We start from the raw sequence: 23,905 nt of genomic DNA, 5'->3' as shown, positions 1-23,905 counted from the left end.
CAAAGTGCCGGTACCGCCCACGGAAGGGGGCCAACGGCGGTGGCAAGCGCTATTACCTAATAAATACATACGGAGAGAACCCAATGAACAAGCTGCGCCGTAATCGCCTGACGGCCGCTGTCCATCTGACCTTGTTGCTCGCGCTGCCCGGCATCGCCGCAGCGCAGGACAGCCAGGAAGAGAACACGCTCGATACGATCAGTATCACCGGCACCCGCATCAAACAGACCAACGCCGTGACCGCACAGCCGGTCTACGTGATGGATCGCGCCAAAATCGAAGAAACCGGCCTCGCCAGCGTCGGCGAGCTGCTGCAACAGCTCAGCGCCAGCGGCAAGGCACTGAACGCCAAGTTCAACTCCTCCGGCAACTTCGGCTATCCGCCGGATGGCGGCGGCATCGGTGCCGGCTCGGCCCAGGTCGATCTGCGCAATCTCGGCTCGCAGCGCGTGCTGGTCCTCGTCGACGGCATCCGCTGGGTCAACGAGTCCTCGGCCTCCGGCGTCAGCGGCAGCGCCGACCTCAACACCATCCCGCTGGCGATCGTCGAGCGCATCGAAGTGCTGGAAGACGGCGCCTCGGCGATCTACGGCTCCGACGCCATCGCCGGCGTGGTCAACATCATCACCCGCAAGAATTTCGACGGCGCCGAAGTCCACACCTACTACGGCGAATACAGCCGCGGTGGCGAGACCAAGGATGCGTCCTTCACCTTCGGTACCGGCGGTGACGGTTGGACCGGCGTCTTCGGCGCCAGCTTCTACAAGCAGGACGCGATCAGCTCGGGTACGTGGGACCAGTCGTCTTTCCCCGTGCCGGGCGGTGGCTTGGACTTCGGTAGTTCCGGTACCCCGCAGGGCCGTTTCAGATTCACCGACCCCAGCGGCGCCACCACCTACAACATCACCCTCAACCCGGGCACCACCACGCCGGTGTTCGTGCCGGGCAATCCGAACGGCGGCACCTACAATGTCTTCGACAGCTCGGATCGCTTCAACTTCGCGCCGTTCAACCTGTTGCTGACGCCGAGCGAGCGCAAGTCGGTGTTCGCCAGTATCAATATCGATCTGAGCGAAAACACCCGTCTGCACGTCAAGGGCTTGTTCAACAACCGTCAGTCGACCAATCAGGCCGCACCGGAACCGATCTTCGTCGGCCCGGGCGCCGGCACCGGCGGCATCGCCGATACCATCTCGATCCCGGTCAACCATCCGTACAATCCGTTCGGTTTCGCGCTCGACGCCAATTCGAACTTCCTGTTCATCGGCCGCCGCCCGCTGGAAGTCGGCCCGCGTCTGTTCACCCAGAACGTCGATACCTGGTACTTCAACGCGGGTCTCGACGGCCTGATCGAAGCCGGCGATCGTACCTACGGCTGGGACGTGAACTACGTGCACAGCCGCAACTCGGCCAGCCAGCGTTTCACCAACGGCTACAACATCGGCAAGATCAAGATCGCTCTCGGTGATCCCGCGGTCTGCGCCGCCACGCCGGGCTGTGTACCGTTGGATCTGTTCGGTGGACAGGGTCGTCCGTTCACCCGGGCAATGATCGACTACATCCGTACCGATCAGCGCGACGCCAGCACCCAAGTGCTCGACATCTTCTCGGGCAATATCACCGGCGACCTGTTCAACATCGCTGATCGCACCGCCGGTTTCGCCATCGGTGTCGAACACCGCCGCTATCAGGGCGACTTCAATCCGGATCCGCTGCGCCAGACCGGCGAGTCGCAGGACTCGTTCGCATCGGCGGTGTCGGCCGAGTACAAAGTCAGCGAAATCTACGGCGAATTCAACTTCCCGGTGCTCGCGACCCTCGATCTGACGGCCGCGATTCGCTACTCGGACTACTCCACGTTCGGAAGCGCGACCACGGGTAAAGCGGGCTTCCGCTGGCAGCCGATCGAAGACCTGGTGGTGCGTGGTACGTATTCGCAGGGCTTCCGCGCGCCGAACCTCGGCGAGTTGTACGGTCTGACCCAGTTCGGCGCGACCCTGGTCGACCCCTGTGGTCCGACCAACCAGGTCGTTGTCGACACCACCAACGGCATCTCGCCGGGCCTGGAAGCGGCGTGCGTGGCGGCGGGCGTGCCCAACAATTTCGAACAGGCCAATACCCAGATCACCACCTTCACCGGCGGCAACGCGAATCTGGATCCCGAAGAATCCGACAGCTTCACTTTCGGTGCGGTCTACAGCCCCGGTTGGGCCGAAGATGCCGCGTGGTCGCGCAAGCTTGATGTCGAGCTGAGCTATTACAACCACAAGATCGATGGTGCGATCCAGGCCAACGATCTTCAGGCCCTGCTGGATGCTTGCTACGCCCAGCAGAACGGCACGGGCCCCGCATGCTCGCCGTTCACCCGCATCTCCAGCGGCGACCTGAGTCCGCCGAACAACTTCCTCTCCAACCTGGGCCGCGTCGAGACCGACGGTGTCGACGTCAAGGTCAACTGGTTGAGTCCGGAATGGGGCTTCGGCGGTCTCAGCGCGTCGTTGCAGTCGACCTTCGTCAACGACTACAAGGCGGTCGACGCTGCGGGCAACGTATCTTCGCGCGCCGTCGGTATCGAGGTCAGCGACAGCGCCATCCCGGAATGGCAGTCGAATCTGCAGTTGGGTTGGCATCGCGGCAATCTCGATCTGAACTGGACCTCGCGCTACATCAGCAGCGTCAAGGAAACCTGTGCGGGCCTCGAAGGCTTGCCGGGTTGCGATGGTGTCGATTTCAACACCCTCGGCTCCACGACCTATCACGACATCCAGTTCGGCTGGAAGAACGCGTTCGCGCTGGAAGGGCTGAAATTGTCGGCTGGCGCCAACAACGTCTTCGGCAGGGAAGCGCCCGTATGTTTGGGATGCTCCTTGAACGGTTACGACGCCGGTACCTACGACCTGCCGGGTGCGTTCTGGTACGTGAGTGCGGATTACCGTTTCTGATCACGGTTTGATGATGTTTCTCCGGCCCGGGCGGCATACCCCGGGCCGTATGGCACCAACGGCTGGCGGAGCGATCCGCCGGCCGTTTTTCGTTATGCGGCGCCTGCCAGCCATGACAGCGTTGCTGTTTTTCAGACGCTGCCTTCCACGTATGGAATGGATATGGAGTGGGAATCGTTTTCATGTGGCCGTAGACTGCGTCCAGACGTCAGGGGGCGTTGGGCTAGACAACAAAGCGGATCGCGCGCGGGCAGGGCACCGTAGCGGATCTTGTATCCCTGGCATGCCACACGGAGACGCTCCATGAAACGAATCGCAATTGCTTCAATGTCGTTGCTGGCCATGCTGTTGCCGGCTGCTGCCAGCGCTGCCGAAGTCACCCAATTTCCTGGCGCGGAAGCCACGCGCTACAGTTGGGTGGTGGTCGATTCGAGGAAACTGAAGGTTCCGCTGGGGGTTGCGCTGGCACAGCTTCCCGGTGAGGAATGCGTCGGCTTCAACGATCTTGCTGCGGTAACGTGCAACCGTTTCCAGCTGAAATACGTGTACGGCTACAATTCGGTGGGCTCGATGGGCATGCCCGTTCCGATGACGACCGACGATCGCGGTCGCACGCGCGAAGCAAAAGTCGATGGCCTGAAAGTGAAGCGCTGGATCAACTGGAACCCCGCGACGCAAGGTCGCGTGATCGAGGTCGCATTCACCCAGCCGACGACCGAATTCGGTTTCGATTTACTGCCGACGCTGGATGGTCAACCCGATTTCCAGATCACCTATGGTTTCGTCGTCACGGTCAACGGCCAGGATCTGGGCTACTACCCGGTCGCACCTCAGGTCGGTTACCTCGGTATTCGTGCCTCGGCAGGCGAAACCCTGCAGACCATCACCATTCGTGCATTGGGCGAAACCGGCGGCGTGCCGCAGGGCCCGTTCTATGCGGGCATGTTCTACGTGCGATGAGATTTTGGGGCCGCCGCCCGGTCGGACCCCGGGTGTGGACGTGATCGACGGGCGGCGGAGCGATCCGCCGCCCGTTGCGTTGAAGCGGCGGTATCCGGTACGCCGGAATCGTTCGCGCATGCCCTCAGCGGAAATCGAACCGCTCGAAGCGCAGCTTCGAGGCGGGTAAGCCGTGTTCGGCCATCGCTGCGCGAAGATCCGTCAACAGGCCCTTCGGGCCACAGAAACAGATGTCGATATCGGTGGTTGCGATGCTCCGCGCGATCTCGCCGAAGCGATCGCGGAAAGCGGCGGACATGCTTCCGTCGGGCACCTGCACGCATTCGACGCCGCGTTCCCGGGTCAATGTATCCAGCGCTTCGATGCTGGGGAACTCGCGTCCGGGCGTGTAGAAATGGAACAGCGTCACCCGCTCCAGCCCGGTCGCGGCGCCATCGCGGAGCCAGGCGATGAACGGTGAGATGCCGATGCCGCCCGCCACCCAGATTTCGCGTTTCGAAGCGGTCGGACGCTGGAAGCGACCGAACGGTGCATAGACGTCGGCGTGCATGCCGATGCTCGCGTCCGCGACCAGTGTGCCGGTGTAGTCGCCCAGGGCGCGCACCAGGAACTGGATGGGTTCGCCGGGCGCATTCGGACAGGCGATCGTGAACGGATGCGGCTCGCGCAGTCCGGGTGATTGGATCGACACGAATGCAAACTGGCCCGGTTCGAAAGCGATGCGTTTTCCCACCGGTTGCAACGACAGCGCGATCGCCGCCGGGCCCGGCACGATGTCGACGATTTTGTACTCGGCATGCCTGGACAAGACCGGATAGAGCAGCAGCTTGTACAGCGCGCCCGCCAGACCGAGTGTCGCGACCGTCGCCAGCCAGAGACCGGCCGGCGATGCCAGCACGATCGGTGTCTTGAAGCTGAGCCAGTGCAGGACCACGATCAGGAACAGCGGCCCCGACAATTTGTGCCACCAGCGCCAGGTGCGATAGGGGATCTTGCGGTTCAAGGCCAGCAACACGATCAGCATCAGGGCCACGAAGCTCAATTGCCGCACCAGCCTGACGTAGGACGGCGGCAACGAGAGGATCGCGGCCGTGTCCCAGCCCTGCATTCCGGCCTTGAACACCAGGTGCACGGACGCGAATGCCAGCGCCCATACGCCGAGCCATTTATGCGTTTCGTAAACCCGGTCCAGACCGCCGAATGCGCTTTCGACAACAGACCATCGTGCGCCCAGGAGCGCCGCTGCGGCCATCAGCACCAGTGCGACGACGCCGGAGGACAGGCTGAAGGCCGCCATCGTCAGGCGCGTGCCGGCGGGCAGCTCCCGGGCCACGACCACGAAGCTCACCAGTACAAGGCCGGAGAGGAACGACCACGTGTTGAGGCGCATGGGATGGCGTCCGGCTGGCCAGCGGGATATCTGGCACCGATGGACCATAGCCCCTTCCGTGCGCACCATCTTGATGTCGCTCAAGACGTGCCGCTTTGATGCAATAAGCCATGAAAATGATCGGGTTACGTGCGAAATGCCCGAGCGTTTCGCAGCCTTGCACCGGATCCGCCGTCGGCCGGCCCCATGGGTGCGCAGACCTACCAGAGAGACGGCCCGTGTGCGGTGCCGATGGATTGCGAACGCGCAGCCTCTCGGCAGACCGCTTGCCGCTCGCGCCCCTTGAAACCCCGCCGAAGCCCCCCATCTTTGGCCCGTCCCGAAACTCAGGGCGTTTTTTGGCCTCGGCTTTGGCACTCCCCACCGGGGACTGCTAAAATCGCCGCCCTTTCTCCCATCAATCAACCACTTGCGAGGGTTCTCATGAATCTCAAGCCGCTCTACGACCGTGTGGTCGTCAAGCCGATCGAAGCCGAAGAAGTCACTGCCGGCGGCATCTACATCCCCGACAACGCCAAGGAAAAGCCGACCAAGGGCGAAGTGCTGGCCGTGGGCGAGGGCAAGGCGCTGGACAACGGCACCGTGCGCACCCCCAAGGTGAAGGTCGGCGACAAGGTGATCTACGGCCAGTACGCCGGTTCGGCCTACAAGCACGAAGGTGTCGAATACAAGATCGTCAAAGAAGACGACATCCTCGCGATCCTCGGTTGATCGCAGAGGTGCGTAGGGTGGGCTTGATGCCCACCGTGCAATCCTTCCGATAAGGAAGGTTGCAGCGATCGAAACCGCTTCGATCCGCGCACGACGCGAACAGACATTCTGCAATGGTGGGCATCAAGCCCACCCTACGAATCCACAAATTTCTGGAGTTATCGCAATGGCTGCCAAAGATATCCGTTTCGGTGAAGACGCCCGCGCGCGCATGGTGCGCGGCGTCAACGTCCTCGCCAATGCCGTCAAGGCCACCCTCGGTCCGAAGGGCCGCAACGTCGTGCTCGAGAAGAGCTTCGGCGCCCCCACGATCACCAAGGACGGCGTGTCCGTCGCGAAGGAGATCGAGCTGGCCGACAAGTTCGAGAACATGGGCGCGCAGATGGTGAAGGAAGTCGCGTCCAAGACCTCCGACAACGCCGGCGACGGCACCACCACCGCGACCGTGCTGGCACAGGCGCTGATCCGCGAGGGCATGAAGGCGGTCGCCGCCGGCATGAACCCGATGGACCTCAAGCGCGGCATCGACAAGGCCGTGGTCGCCGCGACCGCCGAGCTCAAAGCGATGAGCAAGCCGACCGCCGACGACAAGGCGATCGCCCAGGTCGGTACGATCTCGGCCAACTCCGACGAGTCGATCGGCAACATCATCGCCGACGCGATGAAGAAGGTCGGCAAGGAAGGCGTGATCACCGTTGAAGAAGGCTCGGGCCTGGACAACGAACTCGACGTCGTCGAGGGCATGCAGTTCGATCGCGGCTACCTGTCGCCGTACTTCATCAACAACCAGCAGTCGATGTCGGCCGAGCTGGACGACCCGTACATCCTGCTGCACGACAAGAAGATCTCGAACGTCCGCGACCTGCTGCCGGTGCTCGAAGGCGTCGCCAAGTCGGGCAAGCCGCTGCTGATCGTCGCCGAAGAAGTCGAAGGCGAAGCGCTGGCGACCCTCGTCGTCAACACCATCCGCGGCATCGTCAAGGTCTGCGCCGTGAAGGCCCCGGGCTTCGGCGACCGTCGCAAGGCGATGCTGGAAGACATGGCCATCCTCACCGGCGGTACCGTGATTTCGGAAGAAGTCGGCCTGTCGCTGGAGAAGGCCACGATCAAGGATCTGGGCCGCGCCAAGAAGATCCAGGTCTCGAAGGAAAACACCACCATCATCGACGGCGCTGGCGTCGGCGACACCATCCAGGGCCGCATCAAGCAGATCAAGGCGCAGATCGAAGAAACTTCTTCGGACTACGATCGCGAGAAGCTGCAGGAGCGCGTCGCCAAGCTCGCCGGCGGCGTTGCGGTGATCAAGGTCGGTGCTTCGACCGAAATCGAAATGAAGGAAAAGAAGGCCCGCGTTGAAGACGCCCTGCACGCCACGCGCGCCGCAGTGGAAGAAGGCGTGGTCCCGGGCGGCGGCGTCGCCCTGATCCGTGCACTGCAGGCCATCGCTGGCTTGAAGGGCGCGAACGAAGACCAGAACCACGGCATCAACATCGCCAAGCGCGCGATGGAAGCCCCGCTGCGCGAGATCGTCGCCAACTGTGGCGAAGAGTCGTCGGTGGTGCTGAACAACGTGGCCGAAGGTACCGGCAACTACGGCTACAACGCCGCGACCGGCGAATACGGCGACATGATCGCGTTCGGTATTCTCGACCCGACCAAGGTCACGCGTTCGGCGCTGCAGAACGCGGCCTCGATCGCTGGTCTGATGATCACCACCGAAGCGATGGTTGCCGAAGCGCCGAAGAAAGACGACGCGGCCGGTGGCGGCATGGGCGGCGGCGGTGGCATGGGCGGCATGGGCGGTATGGATTTTTAATCGATCATCCTGATCGATTAACCCGGGCTTCGCTTCGCTCAGCACCGGGCTACGTCCAAGCGAAGGCCATCCTTGGCCTTCGCTCGCTCCGCAGGATGTCGCGTTATAGAAACCCCGCAGCGATGCGGGGTTTTTCTTTGTAGCCGTGGCGGAATTCAGTGGCAGGTGGTGTAGCAGGAGATCGCGCCGAACGCATAGTCGTCGGCGGCCTCGGTCCATTCGTCGCCGCAGGCGCCGAGCTGCGAGTTGTGGTCGCGATTGCAGACGTCGTGATCGAGACAGTCCTGGTACCAGGCGCCGAGACCGTCCGCGACGCCGCAGCCCGCGCCGCAGCGGCCCGGGCAGGAACTGGCGCCGCAGCCGTAGGCGACGCTCTTGCTGGAATAACCGTGCGTCGGGCAGTAATCGTGCGCGGAAGCGCGATAGAACGCCTGATTGCTTCTGCAGACATCGACGATGTTGTGCAGATTGGTGAAGCTGCCGCCGCCCTGTTCACTGCACGCCAGCGCGACCACCGAGGGCGTGCCTGCGGCAGGTTGCCATGCACCGGCTTCGGCGACCGCTGTCGGTGCAGGTTCAGCGCGCGCGGCGTTGTTGTCGTGGCGGATCACCCATTGGGTCGACAGACGCTTGCCGAGCGGCACTTCCGAATACATTTCCGCCAGACGCCAGAGCATGTCGTGCGCTTTGGGCATGCTTTGCATGCCACCGGCCTGCGCCGACAGGCTGCGGCCGAGTTCGGTGTGGAAGGTCCTCAACACATCGCGATCCGCCGCACCGATGGTCAACGGCGATGCCGTGCGCACGGTGAGCGTTCCCGCTGCATAGTCGATTTCATGATCGATGACCGCGCCGTTGATTTCGAGACGTGCCTGCACGCGATCCGGTGCGCCGCCTTTGACGGCCGCTTTCCCGGTTTGCAGGCTTGTGGTGCTGAAGGACATCGCGCCCGAAGCGCTGCTCATGGTGCCGGCGATGTCGTCGCTGTCGCTGCGCAGCAGACGGGTCTGCAACTGTCCGGGCTCGATGGGGGCTTCTGCGGAAGGGCCGGCGGCCGTGGTCGACGTGTCGGCAGGCGCCGCATGCGCGGCAGTGAGCAGCGTGAACGTGGCGGAGACCGCCAGGATCAGTGCAGGCAAACATTTCATGGAAACACTCCTTGATTCGATGTGGACGTCCGTGAAGAGACGCTGGGCGATGCCGGGAATGCGACGGCGACATCGCCGTGGCCTCTTCGGCTGGACCGCAGATGGATCACCCTCGGCATGCGGCGTCCTGTGCCGCAGCTTGGCATTCCATCGCGTGGTGAATCGCGCTTCGATGGACGGATCCGATCCCCCGAACCCGTCGACCGAAGTAGGTCTCGTTTAGCATTTTCGCTGTGGGTGCGCAAGATTCCGGTGATTGCGGCGCAAGATTCCGGTGATGGGGGCGCGAACTGCCTCGCGCTTCGCCAGTCGATTGCACGATCCCGGCAGGAGACTTTTCCAAAGAATGCCCGACACTCGCTGCGCGCAACGATTCGCGGCGTTCACGGCGTTGGCCGGATCGCGTGCGGGGAATTTCCGCAATGACCTCATTTGCACAGTGCGGGATCAGGATGGATCGAGAGGGTAATTGCATTGAAGGCACTGCATGAGCCGGAAGGATGCCGATTGCTTGATATCGCTCGGGACTTCCGTTTTCCGCAGGCGCGGGAGATGATTCGGGCCACGATCGAGCCCCGAGACCCGCATGCCCGCAGCCGCCGACACCCAGACCAACACCGATGTCCTGATTCTCGGTGGCGGCCACAACGGACTCGTCTGCGCTGCCTATCTTGCTGCGGCGGGATTGAAGGTGCGGGTGCTTGAACGGCGCAGCATCGTCGGCGGCGCGGCGGTGACCGAGGAATTCCATCCGGGCTTCCGCAACTCGGTGGCGAGTTACACCGTCAGTCTGCTGAATCCGCGCGTGATCCGCGACCTGCGCCTGCAGGAACATGGTCTGCGGGTGGTGGAGCGGCCGTATTCGAATTTCCTGCCGCTGCCCGATGGGCAATCGTTCCGGCTCGGTGGCGAGCACGGCGCCGCCGATATCGCGCGCTGGTCGAAGCGCGATGCGGAACAATTGCCGAAGTATTACGCGATGCTCGATCGCGTCGTCGTCGTGCTGCGCGAGCTGATGCTGCGCGCGCCGCCGAACGTATCCGATCGTTTCGTGCTGGCCGATTGGCTGGCGTCGTTTTCGGTCGCGAAACAACTGAAGACGCTGGACATGGGTGCGCGCCGCGACCTGCTCGATCTGTTCGCGAAATCCGCAGGCGATCTGCTCGATGGCTGGTTCGAGGGCGAGCCGTTGAAAGCCGCGCTGGGCTGGGATTCGGTGGTCGGCAATTTCGCCAGTCCGTACACGCCGGGTTCGGCCTATGTGCTGCTGCATCACGTGTTCGGCGAAGTGAACGGCAAGACCGGTGCATGGGGGCACGCGATCGGTGGCATGGGTGCGATCACCCAGGCGATGGCGAAAGAATGCGCGGCGCGCGGCGTGCGCATCGACACCGACGCCGAAGTCGCGCAGGTGCGGGTGAAGGACGGGCGAGCGGTGGGCGTGGTGCTGGCCGATGGCAGCGAAATCGCGGCGTCGATGGTAGTGTCGAACGTCAATCCGAAACTGCTTTACCAGAAGCTTGTGCCGCAGCACGCATTGGATGAAGACACCAAGTCGCGGATCGCGCGCTATCGCTGCGGCTCGGCCACGTTCCGGATGAATGTCGCGCTGAGCGAGCTGCCGGATTTCGCTGCGGCGCCGGGCACGCATCTGCAGTCGCATCACCAGAGCGGCATCCTGATCGGATCGTCGCTGCGCTATTTCGAGCAGGCGTATTTCGATGCCAAATCGAAAGAGCACAACGCCGGTTGGGCGAGAAAGCCCATCGTCGAACTGGTGATCTCCTCAACGCTGGACGACACCCTCGCGCCCCCCGGGCAGCATGTCGCCAGCCTGTTCTGCCAGCACGTGCATCCCGACGTCGATGGCGGTTGGGATGCGCATCGCGAGACGGTCGCGAATCTCATGATCGACACGGTCGACGCCTGGGCGCCGAACTTCCGGAGCAGTGTGCTGGGCTATCAGGCGCTGTCGCCGCTGGATCTGGAGCGCACCTTCGGCCTGATCGGCGGCGACATCTTCCATGGTGCGCTGGGGCCGGACCAGCTGTTCTCGGCGCGGCCACTGCTGGGGCAGGGCAACTATCGCGGCGCGATTCCGGGCCTGTATCTCTGCGGCTCGGGCACGCATCCCGGCGGTGGCGTCACCGGTTTGCCGGGGCGCAACGCCGCGCGCGAGATCCTGCGCGATGCCGGACGCGGTCCGCGCCCGGACTGAGGCCACACGTTTCGCCACTGCGCGCCGTGTGCAGAGGCGCGCGCGGATCCATCTGCGCCCAGGTCGTCAGATACCGTGATGCTTCCCTTGCCAAGGGCGATAGCTTTCGCGCAGCTGCGCGATATCCGCCTGCATATTGCCGCTGGTGTGGAAGACGGGCATCACCCCGATCACTTTGTCGGGGTAATGCAGATATACCGGCACGATCGGCACATCGGCGGCGCTGGCGATCTTCCAGAAACCGATCCGCCAGCGCGCGACCTGTTTGCGCGTGCCCTCGGGGGCAATGCCGACCCAGCAGCGATCGCTCTGCTGCAGCAGCCGAACCGTCTGGTCGAACATGGTGTCGCCAGCGGCGGCGACCGCCGGGATGCCGCCATAGCGCCGCAGGATGAAATTGAGTACGGGGATCTTGAACAGCACCTGCTTGCCCAGAATGCTGATATCCAATCCCATCGCCGTCGCCGCGAAGTAGATCCAGATGCCGTCCCAGTTGGAGGAGTGCGGTGCGGCGATCAGCACCGCCCTGGGCAGATCCGGCAATTCGCCGCGCATCCGCCAGCCGCCGGCACGCAATACCCAGGTGGCGACCCTGCGTTCCCAGATGCGTGTTCCTGCGCGTGGCGCCTGCGGCGGCATCGGCAGCGTGATCCGTACCTCTGCAGGTGTCTCGGGGTGTGGTGCGTGCATCAACAGCGGCTCCGGGGCATGCGCGGCGAGGAAAACGACCTTACGTCATTCCGTTGGAGTAAATCGTCGACCCGGGCGTTCCCGGCATTTCCCACTCGAACAAAATCATGGGCTTGCCTGCGGCGTCTGGAAAAAGCACGCAACCAGCCCAGCCGGGGCCTGCGGCCCGCTGCTGCAGACTGGCCGGAGATTTCGACGCTGGAGGGGTTCCTGAACTCACCGGTATCTTTTTGCAGTGCAGCGTGCGTTGGGATAACGCTTCCTTCACGATGCCGACGCATCCCGACGTGGGGGAGGGAGCAAGCCCGTTACCGGTTCGACCGGGGCGGGCTTTTTTATGACCTGCGCTTCTGCGGCCCGCGCTCGTGTGACCCGGGTCCGCGCATGACCCGGGTCCGGCCGATCCGCGTCGTGCCAGTCCCTTGATGCCAGAATCCGCGCATGGAACACGCCAACCTTTCGATGACGATGACCGCCGAACGTGCGCTCGCACGATTGCGAGCGACGCGCATGGATCCGACCGGCAACGCCATGCCCGACGATGCTGTCGCGGATGCGCGCATCCGCGCGCTGGCCCTCGCCAGCGACTTCGCGATCGATGTCTGCATGCGTCAGCCCGCGTTGCTGGCGCGACTGCTGCACGATGATGGCGCCGCGTCGCTGCCGCTGCCGGCATTGACCGCCGAGCATCGCGCCGATTGGCCGATGCTGTTGCGCCGCTACCGCCAAGCCGAATCGGTGCGCCTGATCTGGCGCGATGTGAACGGCTTGGACACCCTCGACGAAACGCTCGCCGGCACCACGCGGCTGGCCGAGGACTGTCTGCAGTGCGCGCTGTCCGCGCTGGAAGCCGAGTTCGTGCAGCGTTCCGGCACGGTGCGCGGCATCGGTGGCGTGCCGGTCCGGCTGGTGGTGTTCGCGCTGGGCAAACTCGGCGGCGGCGAACTGAACTTCAGTTCCGACGTCGACCTGGTCTACGCTTACGAACAGGATGGCGACAGCGATGGGGCGCGTTCGCTCGCGGCGGAGGATTATTTCGCGCGGCTCGGCCAACAGTTGGCGAAGCTGCTCGATGAAGTCACGGCCGAAGGTTTCTGCCATCGCGTCGATCTGCGCCTGCGACCGTTCGGCAGCGCGGGTCGCATCGCATTGTCGTTCACGGCGATGGAGCAGTACTTCCAGCGCGAGGGCCGCGACTGGGAGCGCTACGCCTGGCAGAAGGCGCGCACGGTCGCCGGCGATTCCGCAGCCGGTGCGCGTTTCCTCGACGCACTGCGGCCGTTCGTCTATCGCCGCTATCTCGACTACGGCGCGCTGGACGGTCTGCGCGAGATGAAGGCGACGATTGCCGCCGAGGTCGCGCGCAAGGAGATGGCCGACGACATCAAGCGCGGCCCGGGCGGTATTCGCGAGGTCGAATTCCTCGCGCAGGCACTGCAGTTGATCCGCGGCGGGCGCGAACCGGCATTGCGCGAACGACGCCTGCAGCCGGCGCTGCGTGCGCTGTGCGAAGGTCGCCATCTCACCGAAGAGACCCGCGACGCCCTGCTTGCGGCGTACCGGTTTCTGCGCCTGCTCGAAAATCGGCTGCAGATGCTGCGCGATGCGCAGACACAGGCGTTGCCGGCCGATCCGCTGGATCGCACGCGGCTGGCACGGGGGCTCGGCGAGCCGGGTTGGGATGCGCTGCAATCCCGGCTGCAGATGCATCGCGAACGTGTGAGCCAGGAGTTCGACGCGTTGCTGGCGCCGCGCGAGCGCGCCGCGCAGCCGGATGCGCTGGTGGCCTATTGGCGCCGGCTGCACGACGACGTCGGGCGCGGCAGTGCTGGACGAGGCAGTGCCGGACGCGATGCCGATGAGCGTGAGGCGGGCGCCAGCGACGCGCTGGTCGAAGCGGGCTTCGCGCAGAGCGATGAGGTCGATCAGGCGCTGCGCGATTTCGCGCGCGCGCCGGGCGTGCGCGACTTGTCCGATACCGCTCGCGGCCGGCTCGACCGGCTGATGCCGACGCTGCTCGCGACCCTCGCGGTCTCGCCCGAGCCGCTGCTCGCGCTGCGCCGTTTGCTGGCGATGCTGCATGCGATCCTGCGCCGCGCCAGCTATCTCGCCCTGCTCGACGAACAGCCGGCGGCGCTGTCGCGGTTGATCGATGTGCTCGTGCGCAGCGCCCTGCTCGGCGAACGACTTGCCGCGCATCCGCTGCTGCTCGACGAACTGCTCGACCAGCGCGTCGCCGGACCGCTGCCGCGTCGCGAGGAATGCATCGCGGCCTGCGAGACCGCACTGCACCAGGAGGATTCCGAAGCCGCCCTGCTCGCGCTCAACGAGGCGCGCCAGGCGCTGGGCTTCCGCATCGCACTGGCGACATTGGATCGCCGCGTCGATGGCATCGGCGCCGCGCGCCTGCTCGCCGCATTGGCCGATGCGATGGTCGATGCGGTGTATCGCCTTGCGGTGCGCGAACTCGAAGCCCAGCACGGACGCATCGCCGATGCGCGTTTCGCGGTGCTGGGTTACGGCAGTCTTGGTGGGCGTGAGCTCGGGTTCGGCTCGGACCTGGATATCGTGTTCGTCTACGCCGCGCCGCATGATGCGATGTCCGATGGCGCGCGCGCGCTGGATGCGTCGCGCTGGAGTGCGCGTCTGGCGCAGAAGGTCGTCGCGCTGCTGGGGGCGCCGACCGGCGCCGGTCGACTGTACGACGTCGATGTACGCCTGCGCCCCGACGGTGCGAAGGGCCTGCTGGTGTCGACGATCGCTAGTTTCGAGGACTATCAGCGGCATCGTGCGTGGACCTGGGAGCATCAGGCGCTGGTGCGCGCGCGCGCGGTCGCCGGCGATGCCGCGCTGTGCGCCGAATTCGAGCGCGTGCGCGCACAGACGCTGGCGCAGCCGCGCGATGCGGAAAAACTGCGTGAGGATGTCGTCTCGATGCGGACGCGGATGCGCGCCGAGCTCGACCGTTCCACCGCGGCGCGCTTCGATCTGAAGCAGGGCGAAGGCGGGCTGGTCGATCTCGAATTCCTGTTGCAATATCTCGTGCTGCGCGAATCGGAGGCCAAGCCAGCGTTGCTCGTGCTGCGCGACACGCCGGGGCTGATCGGCGCGCTGGAAGCCGAAGCGGCATTCGATGCGGATACCGCGGCCCGGCTGCGCACGGCCCATGCGGCCCTGGTCGGTGCGGGGTTGCGCTGTACCCTCGACCGCAGGGCGCGGATCGTCGTGCCGGAGGTCGGCATCGACGAGGCGCGCGCTGTCGTCGCTGCGGCGGTGCGAATGTTCGGCATTTCGCCCGATGGCACTGCGGCGGTCATGCGATCTGCAGCCGCCCCCCTTGTTTTTTCCCGATTCGACCGGAAATCTTGATCGATGATCAACGGTTGCGGGCAATCCGGGCGTGATCGGTGGTTTCCACCGTTTCGCGCGCTATCCTCACGGCCGGATCGCTCGCAACCGACGAGCGTCGCAACACATCCCGAACGTACCCCCGAGGAGTGAGCCATGTCGAAGATCAATATCCTGAATACCGATGAGTTGGTGACCGACGCCAAAGTCGTGCTGGAAGACGTCGAGGCGCTGCTCGACGAGGCCGCCACCGCCACCGGCGACCGCGCGCAGGCCCTCCGCGCCCGCGCCAGCGAAGCGCTCGACCGCGCCAAGCAGCGGCTGAGCGATGCGCAGTCGGCCGTGGCCGCCAATACCCGCGCTGCCGCTCGGGCCACCGACGATTTCGTCCACGAAAACCCGTGGGGCGCGATCGGCGTTGCCGCCGGTGTCGGCTTCCTGATCGGCCTGCTCGTTTCGCGGCGCTGACCGGCGTCGCGGTCGTGGCCTCGCCGCTTGATGCCGTGCGCCGCCTGTCGGCGGCCACGGTCAATCTTCTCCTGTCCCGTGCCGAGTTCGCATCGCTGGAACTCGCGCAGACCCGCGTCCAGCTGATCCGATGGGTCGCGCTGGCGCTGTTCGCGATGGTGCTGGTGCTGCTGGCCCTGATCGCCGGTTCGGCGCTGGTCACGGTCGCGTTGTGGCCGCGCTACGGCTGGATCACCCTTGCGGTGCTGTTCGCGCTCTATGGAGTGAGCGCCGTGCTGGTGTTCCGCAAATTGACGGGCGAAATCTCTGCTGCGCCGCCGGTCCTGTCGGCAACGCTGCGCGAGCTGTCCAACGATCGCGATGCGTTGCTGGCCGACAAGAGAGTTCAAGCGGGCGACGGAGGAGAGGTATGAGCGGAGCATCCAGGAACCGCGAGTTGCGCATGGAGATGTTGCGCATGCGCGCGGCGGTCGAACGCGGAGAAGTCGCGGCATCGTTGCGCGAGTTGCGCGGCAGCACGGGGCGACTCCGTGATTTCGCATCGGTCGCCGGTACTCTCGGCGCAGCCGTCTCCAGCCGCAGCAGTTGGGTGGGGTTGCTCGCCAGCTCGGTCACGGGTCGGCCATGGCTGGCCGCGCTCGCGCTGGGCGCGGTGCGCGCATTGAAGCGCAGGCCGCTGTTGGCGGCCGTGGCGATCGGCGCGGTGGCGATCGGTATGCGTGCGACGAAAAAGAACGCCGAAGCGCGGATGACCGGGTCGCGATCTCCGGACGCCTGACACGAAGGTTCGACTGGGCTTGGCGTCGATCACAGACGGCGCGAGCCCTGCCCGTTCGACGTTGGATGCGTTTCCACTTCCTGATGCCGGCGCTGCGCGAATTCGTTTCGCGGCTTGCATTGGCTTGCATGCCGGTTTTTTTCGTATCGATCGATGCGCTGAATGCAGCTGTGGCGTACGCACCGGACGGTAGCGCCCGTCTGCGGGACCGGATCCTTGGGCGATCCGGGCATCGCCTTTAGTCGAACGATCGGCGCATGCGGCATGGATGCGATCACGCATGCGCTTGAAAATCCAGACAATGCGCATGGGCGTTCGCGCCGAACTGTCACATTCGACAGGTTGCCTGTGTCGGGATCGAAGTGAAACTGGCCATGGCGCTATCAGTGCCGGGATCGATGTCGAGCGGTGGTCCGTTCGACGAATCCCGTGCCTGCATGCGGCAAAGTTGAGCTTTGGTCAGGGTCAGTACGAAGGGGCGCGGATGCAACTCACAATCGCTTTGTGCGGCTTGTCCGCCAGAAACGCGCGCGTACTTTCCTACGTCATCAACTCCACACGCATCGATGGCGATGCACTTCGGGTCGTCGCGCAAGACACGAGCGAGCACGTGCAGATCGCAGTCGTGGATGCGACATCGCCGGAAGGGATTTCAGCCTACCGAGTATTGCGCGAAGCCAACCCGGAACTGGTTTCGATCACCATTTCCGAGCAGGGTTCGACCGGAGACTCGCCTTACAGGATCGAAAGCCGGTCGCTGTTCCTGAAAATCATCGGCACCCTGACCGATCTGATCAAGCACGAACACGGCGAGAAAAAGCGCTGGCTTCCCACGGAAGTCGTCATCAAGGACAGACGAACCACTCAGATCGAAGTGATGGCCGGTCCGCATGGCGTCGTTGCCAGCGACGATGCATTGCCCGGTGGCGAGCTGTATGCCCTCGTGGTCGACGACAGTCTCGCGGTGCGCGAACAACTGTGCGGCGCCTTGCGGCGCTTGGGGATCAACAGCGAGTCCGCCGAAAATGCCGAGATGGCGCTGTCGTTGACCGAGCAATGCAGATTCGATATCGCGTTCCTGGATGTGGTCATGCCCGGTTCCGACGGTTACGAGCTGTGCCGCAATATCCGGCGCAATCCGCACACCCGTTCGATGCCGGTGTTGATGCTGACCTCGCGTTCCTCGCCGTTCGACCGCGCCCGCGGCATGCTGGCGGGTTGCGATCACTACCTGATCAAACCGATCACCTGGGAGACGTTCAGTCGGGCGGTCGACAAGGCATTGATGAAGTATTTCCGCAACGATCGAGCGCAATTGACGGCTCGCGGTTATCGCAGCTGACCGGCGTGGTGGTTTGCATGCGTGTGTCTCGCGCATGCATCGCCCGGACGCGATTCAGGCTCGACCCAGGCATTCCCGGAGGATCGAGGCGACGCGTGCGGTTTCGCGCAGGGGTTCGACATCGAACGCATCGAGTCGCGCGTCCATCGCGCGAATGCGGCCACGATCGAGCAGCGTGTCGAGGAACGCGCGTGGACGGCCACGCACACGGCCGGGATCGAATACGAATACCGGCACGCGTGTGGCGCAGGCTTCGGTGATCATGTTGACCGAGTCCGGCGAACAGACGATGCGGTCGGCCCACGCCAGCAGACCGGCATAGGGGTTCGGTCCGTCTTCGCTGTTGCGCCAGGCCACGCCGGGCGTATCGTCGTAGCGATGCTGCAGCACGTCGCGCAATTCTTTCGGTGTGCGTCGCGAGGCGGTCAGCAGCACGCTGCCGCCTTCTCGCGCGAGCACCGCTTCCAGTTTCGATGCCAGCACTTCGAAGGCCATGCGGTCGAAGCGCGCATGTCGCGAGCTTCCACCCAGCAGGATCGCATTGATCGGTCGGGGCAATTCGGCGAAGGCGGCGAATTCGCTGCGCGCGCGCGCCAGCCAGGCGTCGTCGATCGGATGCAGGCTGCCGAGCGTGGTGATGACGTTCGGCCCGCGCAGTGGATCGTGTTCCGGAACGACGATGAAGTCCCAGTGCGTCGGATCGAGCCGCGGGTCGAGGATCTGCACGGCTTTCGCACCGCGCCCGCGCAGCAGCCGGGTGGCCAATGCCGCCTGCCTGCCGCAGCCGATGGCGACCGCAGGCGGCGCATCGAGCAGTGCGGCGAATGCGTGGCCATACGCGCGTTCGGCTCCGGGCCAACGTCGTGGTGCGGTCCAGCGCCATGGCGCGCGCGGTTCCAGCGTGAATGCGGTGACGTCATCGGCGAGCGCGCCGCCCACCGCCTCGGCCTGGCGGGCGTTGCCGGCCCGGCCGTCGCTTATCGCGCAAATTTGGATTGAATTGACGTTATTCTCTCGCATTGTTCCGAATTTGACTCGAATCGTTTCCGTGACGCAGCTGCCGTAAAGCCGAGCGGACTCTACACTGCCGCCTCGCGACCATCTTCACACGCTTGGGATCACCAGACCGATGTCTTCACCGCTGACCGATACCGCGCTCGACCAAATGTTCCGTACTGCCCGCACCTACAACGCGTTCTCCGGGCAGATCAATGACGCCACCCTGCATCGCCTCTACGACCTGCTGAAGTGGGGCCCGACCGCCGCGAACGCCTGTCCTGCGCGCTTCATCTTCGTGCGTTCGCCGGAAGCCAAGGCCCGGCTGGCGCCCGCGCTGGATGCCGGCAACCGCGAAAAGACGCTGGCGGCGCCGGTCACGGTGATCGTCGGCTACGACATGGCCTTCTACGACAAGCTGCCGGTGCTGTTTCCGCATGTCGATGCGCGCGCGTGGTTCGCCGGCAAGTCCGAAGCCGCGCTGGAAACGGTTGCGCTGCGCAACGGCAGCCTGCAGGGGGCGTATCTGATCCTCGCCGCACGCTCGCTGGGCCTGGATACCGGCCCGATGTCGGGCTTCGACAACGCGAAGCTCGACGAAGCGTTTTTCGCTGGCACCGCGATCCGCTCGAATTTCCTGGTCAATCTCGGCCAGGGCGATCGCGCCTCGATTTTCCCGCGCTCGCCGCGGCTGGGCTTCGAGGAAGCCTGCCGCATCGAGTGATTCCCCTGCGCCGCCGCGCACCCTTACCTGCTGTCATCGCCTCTTACGCGTGTCCACGCCCCCATCGCAACCAGGAGTATTCCGATGAAACGTCCGCTGCTCGCCGCCGCCCTCGCGCTGGCTTCCACCGTCGCCTTCGCCGCGCCGCTGACCTACAAGATCGACGCCAACCACACCGATGTGGTCGCGAGCTGGAGCCACTTCGGCTTCTCCAATCCGATCGCGCATTTCGGCAAGGTCGACGGCAGCATCACCTACGACCCGGCGAATGTCGGCGCCTCGAAGGTCGAAGTCACGATCCCGCTGTCGGGTCTGGATTCGCACGTGCCGGATTTCGACGCGCATCTGCGCAGCGCCGATTTCTTCGATGCCGAGAAGTTTCCGGCCGTTACCTTCAAGAGCACGTCGGTGAAGGCCGCCGGCAAAGGCAAGCTGAAAGTCACCGGTGACCTGACCATCAAGGGCATCACCAGGCCGGTGGTGCTGGACGTGACCATCAACAAGACCGGCGTGCAGCCGATGGCCAAGCGCGACGCCGCCGGCTTCAGCGCCACGACCACCGTGAAGCGCACCGACTTCGGTCTGGGCCTCTACGCGCCGAACGTGAGCGACCAGGTGAAGCTGTCGATCACCACCGAAGCGATCGTGCCCAAAGCGGCCGAGTAGGATCGTTGCCCGCGCCCTCCCCGACAGGAGAGGGCGCGTTTTCTGGCGGGTTTGCGCTGGTAAACTGTGTCCTTCGCGCAGGACGACTCGCCATGACCGCTTCCCAGCCCAGCCAAGCCAACGCCCAGCAACGCTACGAGGTGCATCGCACCGATCTGCCGCTGAGCTGCCCGAGCCCGTCGATGGCGCTGTGGAATTCGCATCCGCGTGTGTATCTCCCGATCGAAGCCGAAGGTGGCACCTCCACCTGCCCGTACTGCGGTGCGCAGTACGTCCTGATCGATTGATCGCGGACGCCGGCGCCGTGCAGCGCCGCCTCACCGTCGTGCAATTGCTGCCGGCGCTGCATTCGGGCGGCGTCGAGCGATCCACGCTGGAAATCGCCGATGCGCTGGTGCGCGCCGGGCATCGCGCCATCGTCGTCTCCGCGGGTGGCCGTCTGGTCGCGCAGCTCGAAGCCAGCGGCGCCGAGCACATCACGCTCGATATCGGCCGCAAATCACCGTTGACCTTCCTGCATGTCCGCCGGCTGCGTACGCTGTTCGCGGAAAGCGCCATCGACATCGTGCATGCGCGTTCGCGCCTGCCGGCGTGGGTCGGCCGTTTCGCCTTGCGCGGCATGCCGTCCGCTCGCCGTCCACGTTTCGTCACCACGGTGCACGGTTTGAATTCGCCTTCGCGCTACAGCGCGATCATGGCGCGCGGCGAGCGGGTGATCTGCGTGTCGGACACGGTTCGCGATTACATACTGGAGCAGTATCCGGAAACCGCCGCAGACATCTTGAGGGTCATTCCGCGCGGCATCGATCCGGCCACCTTTCCGCGTGCGCCCTCACCGGATCGCAACGCACGCGTGCGCATCGCGGCGATCCATCCATCGCTGGGCGGCGACGGGCCGCTGCTGCTGTTGCCGGGACGCGGTACGCGGCTCAAGGGTCATGCCGATGCATTGGCGCTGCTCGCCGCGCTGCGCGGCGATGGCCTCGACGCGCGGCTGTGGATGCCCGGTGCGCGCGAGCCCGGGCGCGAAACCTACATCGCCGATCTCGAAGCCGAAGCTGCGCGCGGTGGATTCGCGGAGGCACTGGCGATCACGCCGCCCACCGCCGCGATCGCCGAGGCCTATGCGGCCAGCGATCTGGTCCTGCAGGTGTCGCGCAAGCCGGAGTCGTTCGGGCGCACCGTGATCGAAGCGCTGTCCTGCGGGCGCCCGGTCGCGGGTTGGGCGCACGGCGGTGTCGGAGAATTGCTCCGCGAGTTGTTGCCGGCCGGTGCGGTGGCGCCGTTCGATGCCGATGCCCTGCATCGCGCCGTGCGCGACCTGCTTGCGCAGGCTGCACCGGTTCCCGTTACGATGCCCCTGCGGCTGCAGCGCTACTCGCTGGATGCGATGCAGGTCGCCACCCTGGATCTTTATCGCGAACTCGCCCCCGAATGACACGCACCGCAATCACCGACGCTGTCCCTGCGCCCGCTGGCTGGCGATGGGCGCCGTTCTGGGTGCTCGCCTACGTGGCGCTGTGGCCGATACCGGGGATCGCCGAAGGCCTGTTGTCGCTGGGCTCGCTGGTCGCGATCGGCCGGTTGTTGTTCGTGCGGTTCCGTGGCGGCGGCGCATTGCTCAGCGCCCAGGCCTGGGCGCTGACCAGCGTCCTCTTCTTCGCGTACTGGCTGCCTGAACTCCTCGCTTGTTTCGATGCCGTCGATCGTCGGATCGCTTTCGGCGAAGTCGCGACCGATCTGCGCTATCTCCCGTTCCTCTGGCTCGCTGCGTCCGCAGTCGCCGATACGCGCGGACGCCGGATCACCTTCGGCGGTCTTGCCGTCATCCTCGGTGTCTGGACGCTCGATGCGCTGGCGCAGGCGGTGAGCGGCACCAGCGCGCTGTTCTTCGGCCTGGATGCGGCGAAGCTCGCGGTCAGCGGCCATCGCTTCTGCACCGCCAACGATTACGCGCTGCTGGATCGCCTCAGCGGTGCGTTCGGGCCATGCAATCTCAAACTCGGCGTGATCTTCGCCAGCTTGTCGCCGTTCGCGCTGCACGCCGCCGGCCGCAGGTTCGGCCAGTGGGGCTGGCTGCTGGCAGCCATCCTGGTCGGCAGCGTGATCGTGCTCGCAGGTTCGCGCGCGTCCTGGATCACGTTCGGTCTCGTGCTGCTGCTTTCGGGCTGGCGTCTGCTCGGCTGGCGGCGGCTGGCGATGGTATTCGTGCTCGGCGGTGTCTTGTTGCTCGCGTTGGGCCTGCTGTCGCCGCAGGTGCATGAGCGCATCGACCGGACGCTCGACGCACTGACCGCCGACGAAGCCGGTGTCGACAGTGCGCTGTCGGGCCGCAGCCGGATCTGGCGCGCGGCGTGGTGCATGACCAGACAGCATCCCTTGAACGGTGTCGGTCCGCGCGGGTTCCGTGAGGCCTTTCCGGCCTGCGATCCCGAACACGGCGCGATCGCCGAATGGGGCATGGGCCCGGCCTTCCACGCGCATCAACTCGTGCTGGAAATCCTCAGCGAAACCGGCGCCATCGGCCTGCTGCTGTGGCTCTCGGCAGCAGCGATGGCACGCCGCGCCTGGCGTTACGCCGAGCCCGCAGCGCGCGACGCCGCATATCCGGCGATGCTGGCGCTGGCGGTGACGGTCTTCCCGTTCAACACCCACCTCGCGTTCTATTCCACGTTCTGGGGCGGTGTAACGCTGCTGCTGGCGGCGCTGTACGCAGGCAGCCTGTTGGGCCGCGAGACGGCCGCGCCGGCGCCTCAGTCGTAGACCGACACCCCATCCGGCCGCCGTTTGAAGCGCCGGTGGATCCACAAGTATTGCTCGGGCGCATCGCGCGCCATGGTTTCGATCGCGGCGATCACGCGCGCGGTGTCGGCATCCGCATCGTCCGAGGGGAACTGCTCGAACGCTGGCCAGAAGCGCAGGGTGTAACCGCCATCGTCGCGGCGGTAATGCTGGAACATCACCACTGCGGCGCCGGAGAGCCGCGCGAGCTGATGGGTGGACTTGAGGCTTTTCGCCGGCTGACCGAAGAACGGGACGAACACGCTGTCGCCCTTGCTCGGATCCTGGTCCGGCGCGTACCAGAGCAGGCCGCCGCGCTTGAGGTGCCTCGCCACGCCGCGGACATCGTCCTTGGCGAACATGCCGGCCGCGTAGCGCGAACGTCCGCGCAGGACCGCCCATTCCATCGCCGGCTGCGGATATGGCCGATACATGCCCGCCAGCGGTGCGGCATCGCAGGCAAGCCGCGCGCAGATCTCAAGCGTGGTGAAGTGGCCGGAGACCACGATCACGCCGCGACCGTTCGCCTGCGCCGCTTCGAGGTGTTCGATGCCTTCGATGATCAGCCCGCAGCGCTGCGGTGCGACCGAGCCCCACCACGCGCGACCGAACTCGAAGATGGCGATGCCCAGTGCTGCGAAATGTCGACGCAACAGGTCGGCGCGTGCGTGCTCATCGAGCTCCGGAAAACAAAGCGCGATGTTGCGCTTGGCGATGCGGCGGCGCTTGCCCAAGGCCCGTTGCAGCACGGCACCGAATGCGCGGCCGAGCACCCGCTGCAGCCCCCATGGCAAACGCGCGAGCAGCGCCAATACGCCGATGCCGAGCCAGCTCGGCCAGTGTCGGGGCGATCGCGGCGGCGGGGCGTCGAAGGCGAACGGCATGCGGCCATTGTACGGGCCGCATCCCGTCGCCGGCCGTGCGCTG

The 23,905-nt window shown here is 65.2% G+C and carries 20 protein-coding genes; 15 read left to right on the top strand and 5 right to left on the bottom strand.

All coding sequences use genetic code 11. The features are described from left to right. Positions 1-83: 83 nt before the first annotated feature. A complete protein-coding gene (locus HOP03_02765) occupies positions 84-2,942 on the top strand; it encodes a TonB-dependent receptor (protein ID NOT87084.1) in 2,859 nt (952 codons plus the stop codon). Between the two features lie 303 nt (positions 2,943-3,245). Further along, positions 3,246-3,902, top strand: a complete 657-nt coding sequence (locus HOP03_02760) for a hypothetical protein (protein NOT87083.1) — start codon at positions 3,246-3,248, stop codon at positions 3,900-3,902. Between the two features lie 124 nt (positions 3,903-4,026). Here the strand turns inward: HOP03_02760 and HOP03_02755 are convergent, their stop codons facing one another. Then, on the bottom strand, positions 4,027-5,292 hold the full coding sequence (locus HOP03_02755) for a ferredoxin reductase family protein (GenBank protein NOT87082.1): 1,266 nt from the start codon (positions 5,290-5,292) through the stop codon (positions 4,027-4,029). A gap of 423 nt (positions 5,293-5,715) precedes the next feature. Here HOP03_02755 and HOP03_02750 point away from each other — a divergent pair, with 423 nt between their 5' ends. Both HOP03_02750 and groL read left to right on the top strand, forming a co-directional pair. Then, on the top strand, positions 5,716-6,003 hold the full coding sequence (locus tag HOP03_02750; protein NOT87081.1) for a co-chaperone GroES: 288 nt from the start codon (positions 5,716-5,718) through the stop codon (positions 6,001-6,003). A gap of 166 nt (positions 6,004-6,169) precedes the next feature. Further along, complete coding sequence (gene groL, locus HOP03_02745) at positions 6,170-7,819, top strand: chaperonin GroEL (protein NOT87080.1); 1,650 nt, start codon at positions 6,170-6,172, stop codon at positions 7,817-7,819. Positions 7,820-7,974: 155 nt separating this feature from the next. Here groL and HOP03_02740 read toward each other — a convergent pair whose 3' ends face one another. Further along, complete coding sequence (locus HOP03_02740) at positions 7,975-8,967, bottom strand: hypothetical protein (protein ID NOT87079.1); 993 nt, start codon at positions 8,965-8,967, stop codon at positions 7,975-7,977. A 586-nt stretch (positions 8,968-9,553) separates the two neighbouring features. Between HOP03_02740 and HOP03_02735 the strand changes: the two genes are divergently transcribed. Continuing rightward, positions 9,554-11,185 (top strand): NAD(P)/FAD-dependent oxidoreductase, encoded by a 1,632-nt coding sequence (locus HOP03_02735; protein ID NOT87078.1) that lies wholly within the window; start codon positions 9,554-9,556, stop codon positions 11,183-11,185. Positions 11,186-11,251: 66 nt separating this feature from the next. Here the strand turns inward: HOP03_02735 and HOP03_02730 are convergent, their stop codons facing one another. Next, on the bottom strand, positions 11,252-11,875 hold the full coding sequence (locus tag HOP03_02730) for an acyltransferase (protein ID NOT87077.1): 624 nt from the start codon (positions 11,873-11,875) through the stop codon (positions 11,252-11,254). Positions 11,876-12,316: 441 nt separating this feature from the next. On the opposite strand from HOP03_02730, the gene glnE reads away from it, so the two are divergent. The 5 genes from glnE to HOP03_02705 all read left to right on the top strand — a co-directional run bounded on the left by glnE (position 12,317) and on the right by HOP03_02705 (position 17,811). Next, on the top strand, positions 12,317-15,244 hold the full coding sequence (gene glnE / locus HOP03_02725) for a bifunctional [glutamate--ammonia ligase]-adenylyl-L-tyrosine phosphorylase/[glutamate--ammonia-ligase] adenylyltransferase (GenBank protein ID NOT87076.1): 2,928 nt from the start codon (positions 12,317-12,319) through the stop codon (positions 15,242-15,244). 144 nt (positions 15,245-15,388) lie between these two features. Further along, positions 15,389-15,691: a DUF883 family protein gene (locus tag HOP03_02720; GenBank protein ID NOT87075.1), complete on the top strand. Its 303-nt coding sequence runs from the start codon at positions 15,389-15,391 to the stop codon at positions 15,689-15,691. Positions 15,692-15,705: 14 nt separating this feature from the next. Continuing rightward, positions 15,706-16,104, top strand: coding sequence for a hypothetical protein (locus tag HOP03_02715; GenBank protein NOT87074.1), 399 nt, complete (start codon positions 15,706-15,708; stop codon positions 16,102-16,104). Beyond that, a complete protein-coding gene (locus tag HOP03_02710; GenBank protein ID NOT87073.1) occupies positions 16,101-16,469 on the top strand; it encodes a hypothetical protein in 369 nt (122 codons plus the stop codon). Before HOP03_02715 ends, HOP03_02710 begins: the two co-directional genes overlap by 4 nt. A gap of 280 nt (positions 16,470-16,749) precedes the next feature. Continuing rightward, positions 16,750-17,811: a response regulator gene (locus HOP03_02705; protein ID NOT87072.1), complete on the top strand. Its 1,062-nt coding sequence runs from the start codon at positions 16,750-16,752 to the stop codon at positions 17,809-17,811. A gap of 54 nt (positions 17,812-17,865) precedes the next feature. On the opposite strand, the gene HOP03_02700 is transcribed toward HOP03_02705, so the two are convergent. Beyond that, positions 17,866-18,831 (bottom strand): nucleoside-diphosphate sugar epimerase, encoded by a 966-nt coding sequence (locus HOP03_02700; protein ID NOT87071.1) that lies wholly within the window; start codon positions 18,829-18,831, stop codon positions 17,866-17,868. A gap of 109 nt (positions 18,832-18,940) precedes the next feature. Here HOP03_02700 and HOP03_02695 point away from each other — a divergent pair, with 109 nt between their 5' ends. From HOP03_02695 to HOP03_02675, 5 genes are all read left to right on the top strand, one after another. After that, positions 18,941-19,531 carry a malonic semialdehyde reductase gene (locus tag HOP03_02695; protein NOT87070.1) on the top strand — a complete coding sequence of 197 codons (591 nt, stop codon included), beginning with the start codon at positions 18,941-18,943 and terminating at the stop codon, positions 19,529-19,531. 84 nt (positions 19,532-19,615) lie between these two features. Beyond that, positions 19,616-20,197: a polyisoprenoid-binding protein gene (locus tag HOP03_02690; protein ID NOT87069.1), complete on the top strand. Its 582-nt coding sequence runs from the start codon at positions 19,616-19,618 to the stop codon at positions 20,195-20,197. A gap of 92 nt (positions 20,198-20,289) precedes the next feature. Then, entirely contained in the window at positions 20,290-20,484 is a 195-nt protein-coding gene (locus HOP03_02685) for a zinc-finger domain-containing protein (protein NOT87068.1), read from the top strand. A 17-nt stretch (positions 20,485-20,501) separates the two neighbouring features. Next, positions 20,502-21,635: a glycosyltransferase gene (locus HOP03_02680; GenBank protein ID NOT87067.1), complete on the top strand. Its 1,134-nt coding sequence runs from the start codon at positions 20,502-20,504 to the stop codon at positions 21,633-21,635. Further along, positions 21,632-22,960 carry an O-antigen ligase family protein gene (locus tag HOP03_02675; protein ID NOT87066.1) on the top strand — a complete coding sequence of 443 codons (1,329 nt, stop codon included), beginning with the start codon at positions 21,632-21,634 and terminating at the stop codon, positions 22,958-22,960. The genes HOP03_02680 and HOP03_02675 overlap by 4 nt, the downstream gene beginning before the upstream one ends. Here the strand turns inward: HOP03_02675 and lpxL are convergent. Continuing rightward, positions 22,951-23,862, bottom strand: a complete 912-nt coding sequence (lpxL, locus tag HOP03_02670) for an LpxL/LpxP family Kdo(2)-lipid IV(A) lauroyl/palmitoleoyl acyltransferase (GenBank protein NOT87065.1) — start codon at positions 23,860-23,862, stop codon at positions 22,951-22,953. The genes HOP03_02675 and lpxL overlap by 10 nt on opposite strands. Positions 23,863-23,905: the final 43 nt, after the last annotated feature.

It is taken from the genome of Lysobacter sp., from assembly GCA_013141175.1.
Classification (GTDB): Bacteria; Pseudomonadota; Gammaproteobacteria; order Xanthomonadales; family Xanthomonadaceae; genus Lysobacter_I.
This window is presented reverse-complemented; position numbering and strand designations above follow the sequence as displayed.

Excerpts from the sequence above, each read along its gene's own strand:
- HOP03_02675 (NOT87066.1), top strand. The coding sequence starts at position 21,632 with ATGACACGCACCGCAATCACCGACGCTGTCCCTGCGCCCGCTGGCTGG.
- HOP03_02685 (NOT87068.1), top strand. The coding sequence starts at position 20,290 with ATGACCGCTTCCCAGCCCAGCCAAGCCAACGCCCAGCAACGCTACGAG.
- HOP03_02690 (NOT87069.1), top strand. The coding sequence starts at position 19,616 with ATGAAACGTCCGCTGCTCGCCGCCGCCCTCGCGCTGGCTTCCACCGTC.
- HOP03_02765 (NOT87084.1), top strand. The coding sequence starts at position 84 with ATGAACAAGCTGCGCCGTAATCGCCTGACGGCCGCTGTCCATCTGACC.
- HOP03_02740 (NOT87079.1), bottom strand. The coding sequence starts at position 8,967 with ATGAAATGTTTGCCTGCACTGATCCTGGCGGTCTCCGCCACGTTCACG.
- HOP03_02710 (NOT87073.1), top strand. The coding sequence starts at position 16,101 with ATGAGCGGAGCATCCAGGAACCGCGAGTTGCGCATGGAGATGTTGCGC.
- HOP03_02700 (NOT87071.1), bottom strand. The coding sequence starts at position 18,831 with ATGCGAGAGAATAACGTCAATTCAATCCAAATTTGCGCGATAAGCGAC.
- lpxL (NOT87065.1), bottom strand. The coding sequence starts at position 23,862 with ATGCCGTTCGCCTTCGACGCCCCGCCGCCGCGATCGCCCCGACACTGG.
- HOP03_02755 (NOT87082.1), bottom strand. The coding sequence starts at position 5,292 with ATGCGCCTCAACACGTGGTCGTTCCTCTCCGGCCTTGTACTGGTGAGC.
- HOP03_02750 (NOT87081.1), top strand. The coding sequence starts at position 5,716 with ATGAATCTCAAGCCGCTCTACGACCGTGTGGTCGTCAAGCCGATCGAA.
- HOP03_02705 (NOT87072.1), top strand. The coding sequence starts at position 16,750 with ATGCGCTTGAAAATCCAGACAATGCGCATGGGCGTTCGCGCCGAACTG.
- groL (NOT87080.1), top strand. The coding sequence starts at position 6,170 with ATGGCTGCCAAAGATATCCGTTTCGGTGAAGACGCCCGCGCGCGCATG.
- HOP03_02695 (NOT87070.1), top strand. The coding sequence starts at position 18,941 with ATGTCTTCACCGCTGACCGATACCGCGCTCGACCAAATGTTCCGTACT.
- HOP03_02730 (NOT87077.1), bottom strand. The coding sequence starts at position 11,875 with ATGCACGCACCACACCCCGAGACACCTGCAGAGGTACGGATCACGCTG.
- glnE (NOT87076.1), top strand. The coding sequence starts at position 12,317 with ATGGAACACGCCAACCTTTCGATGACGATGACCGCCGAACGTGCGCTC.
- HOP03_02735 (NOT87078.1), top strand. The coding sequence starts at position 9,554 with ATGCCCGCAGCCGCCGACACCCAGACCAACACCGATGTCCTGATTCTC.
- HOP03_02760 (NOT87083.1), top strand. The coding sequence starts at position 3,246 with ATGAAACGAATCGCAATTGCTTCAATGTCGTTGCTGGCCATGCTGTTG.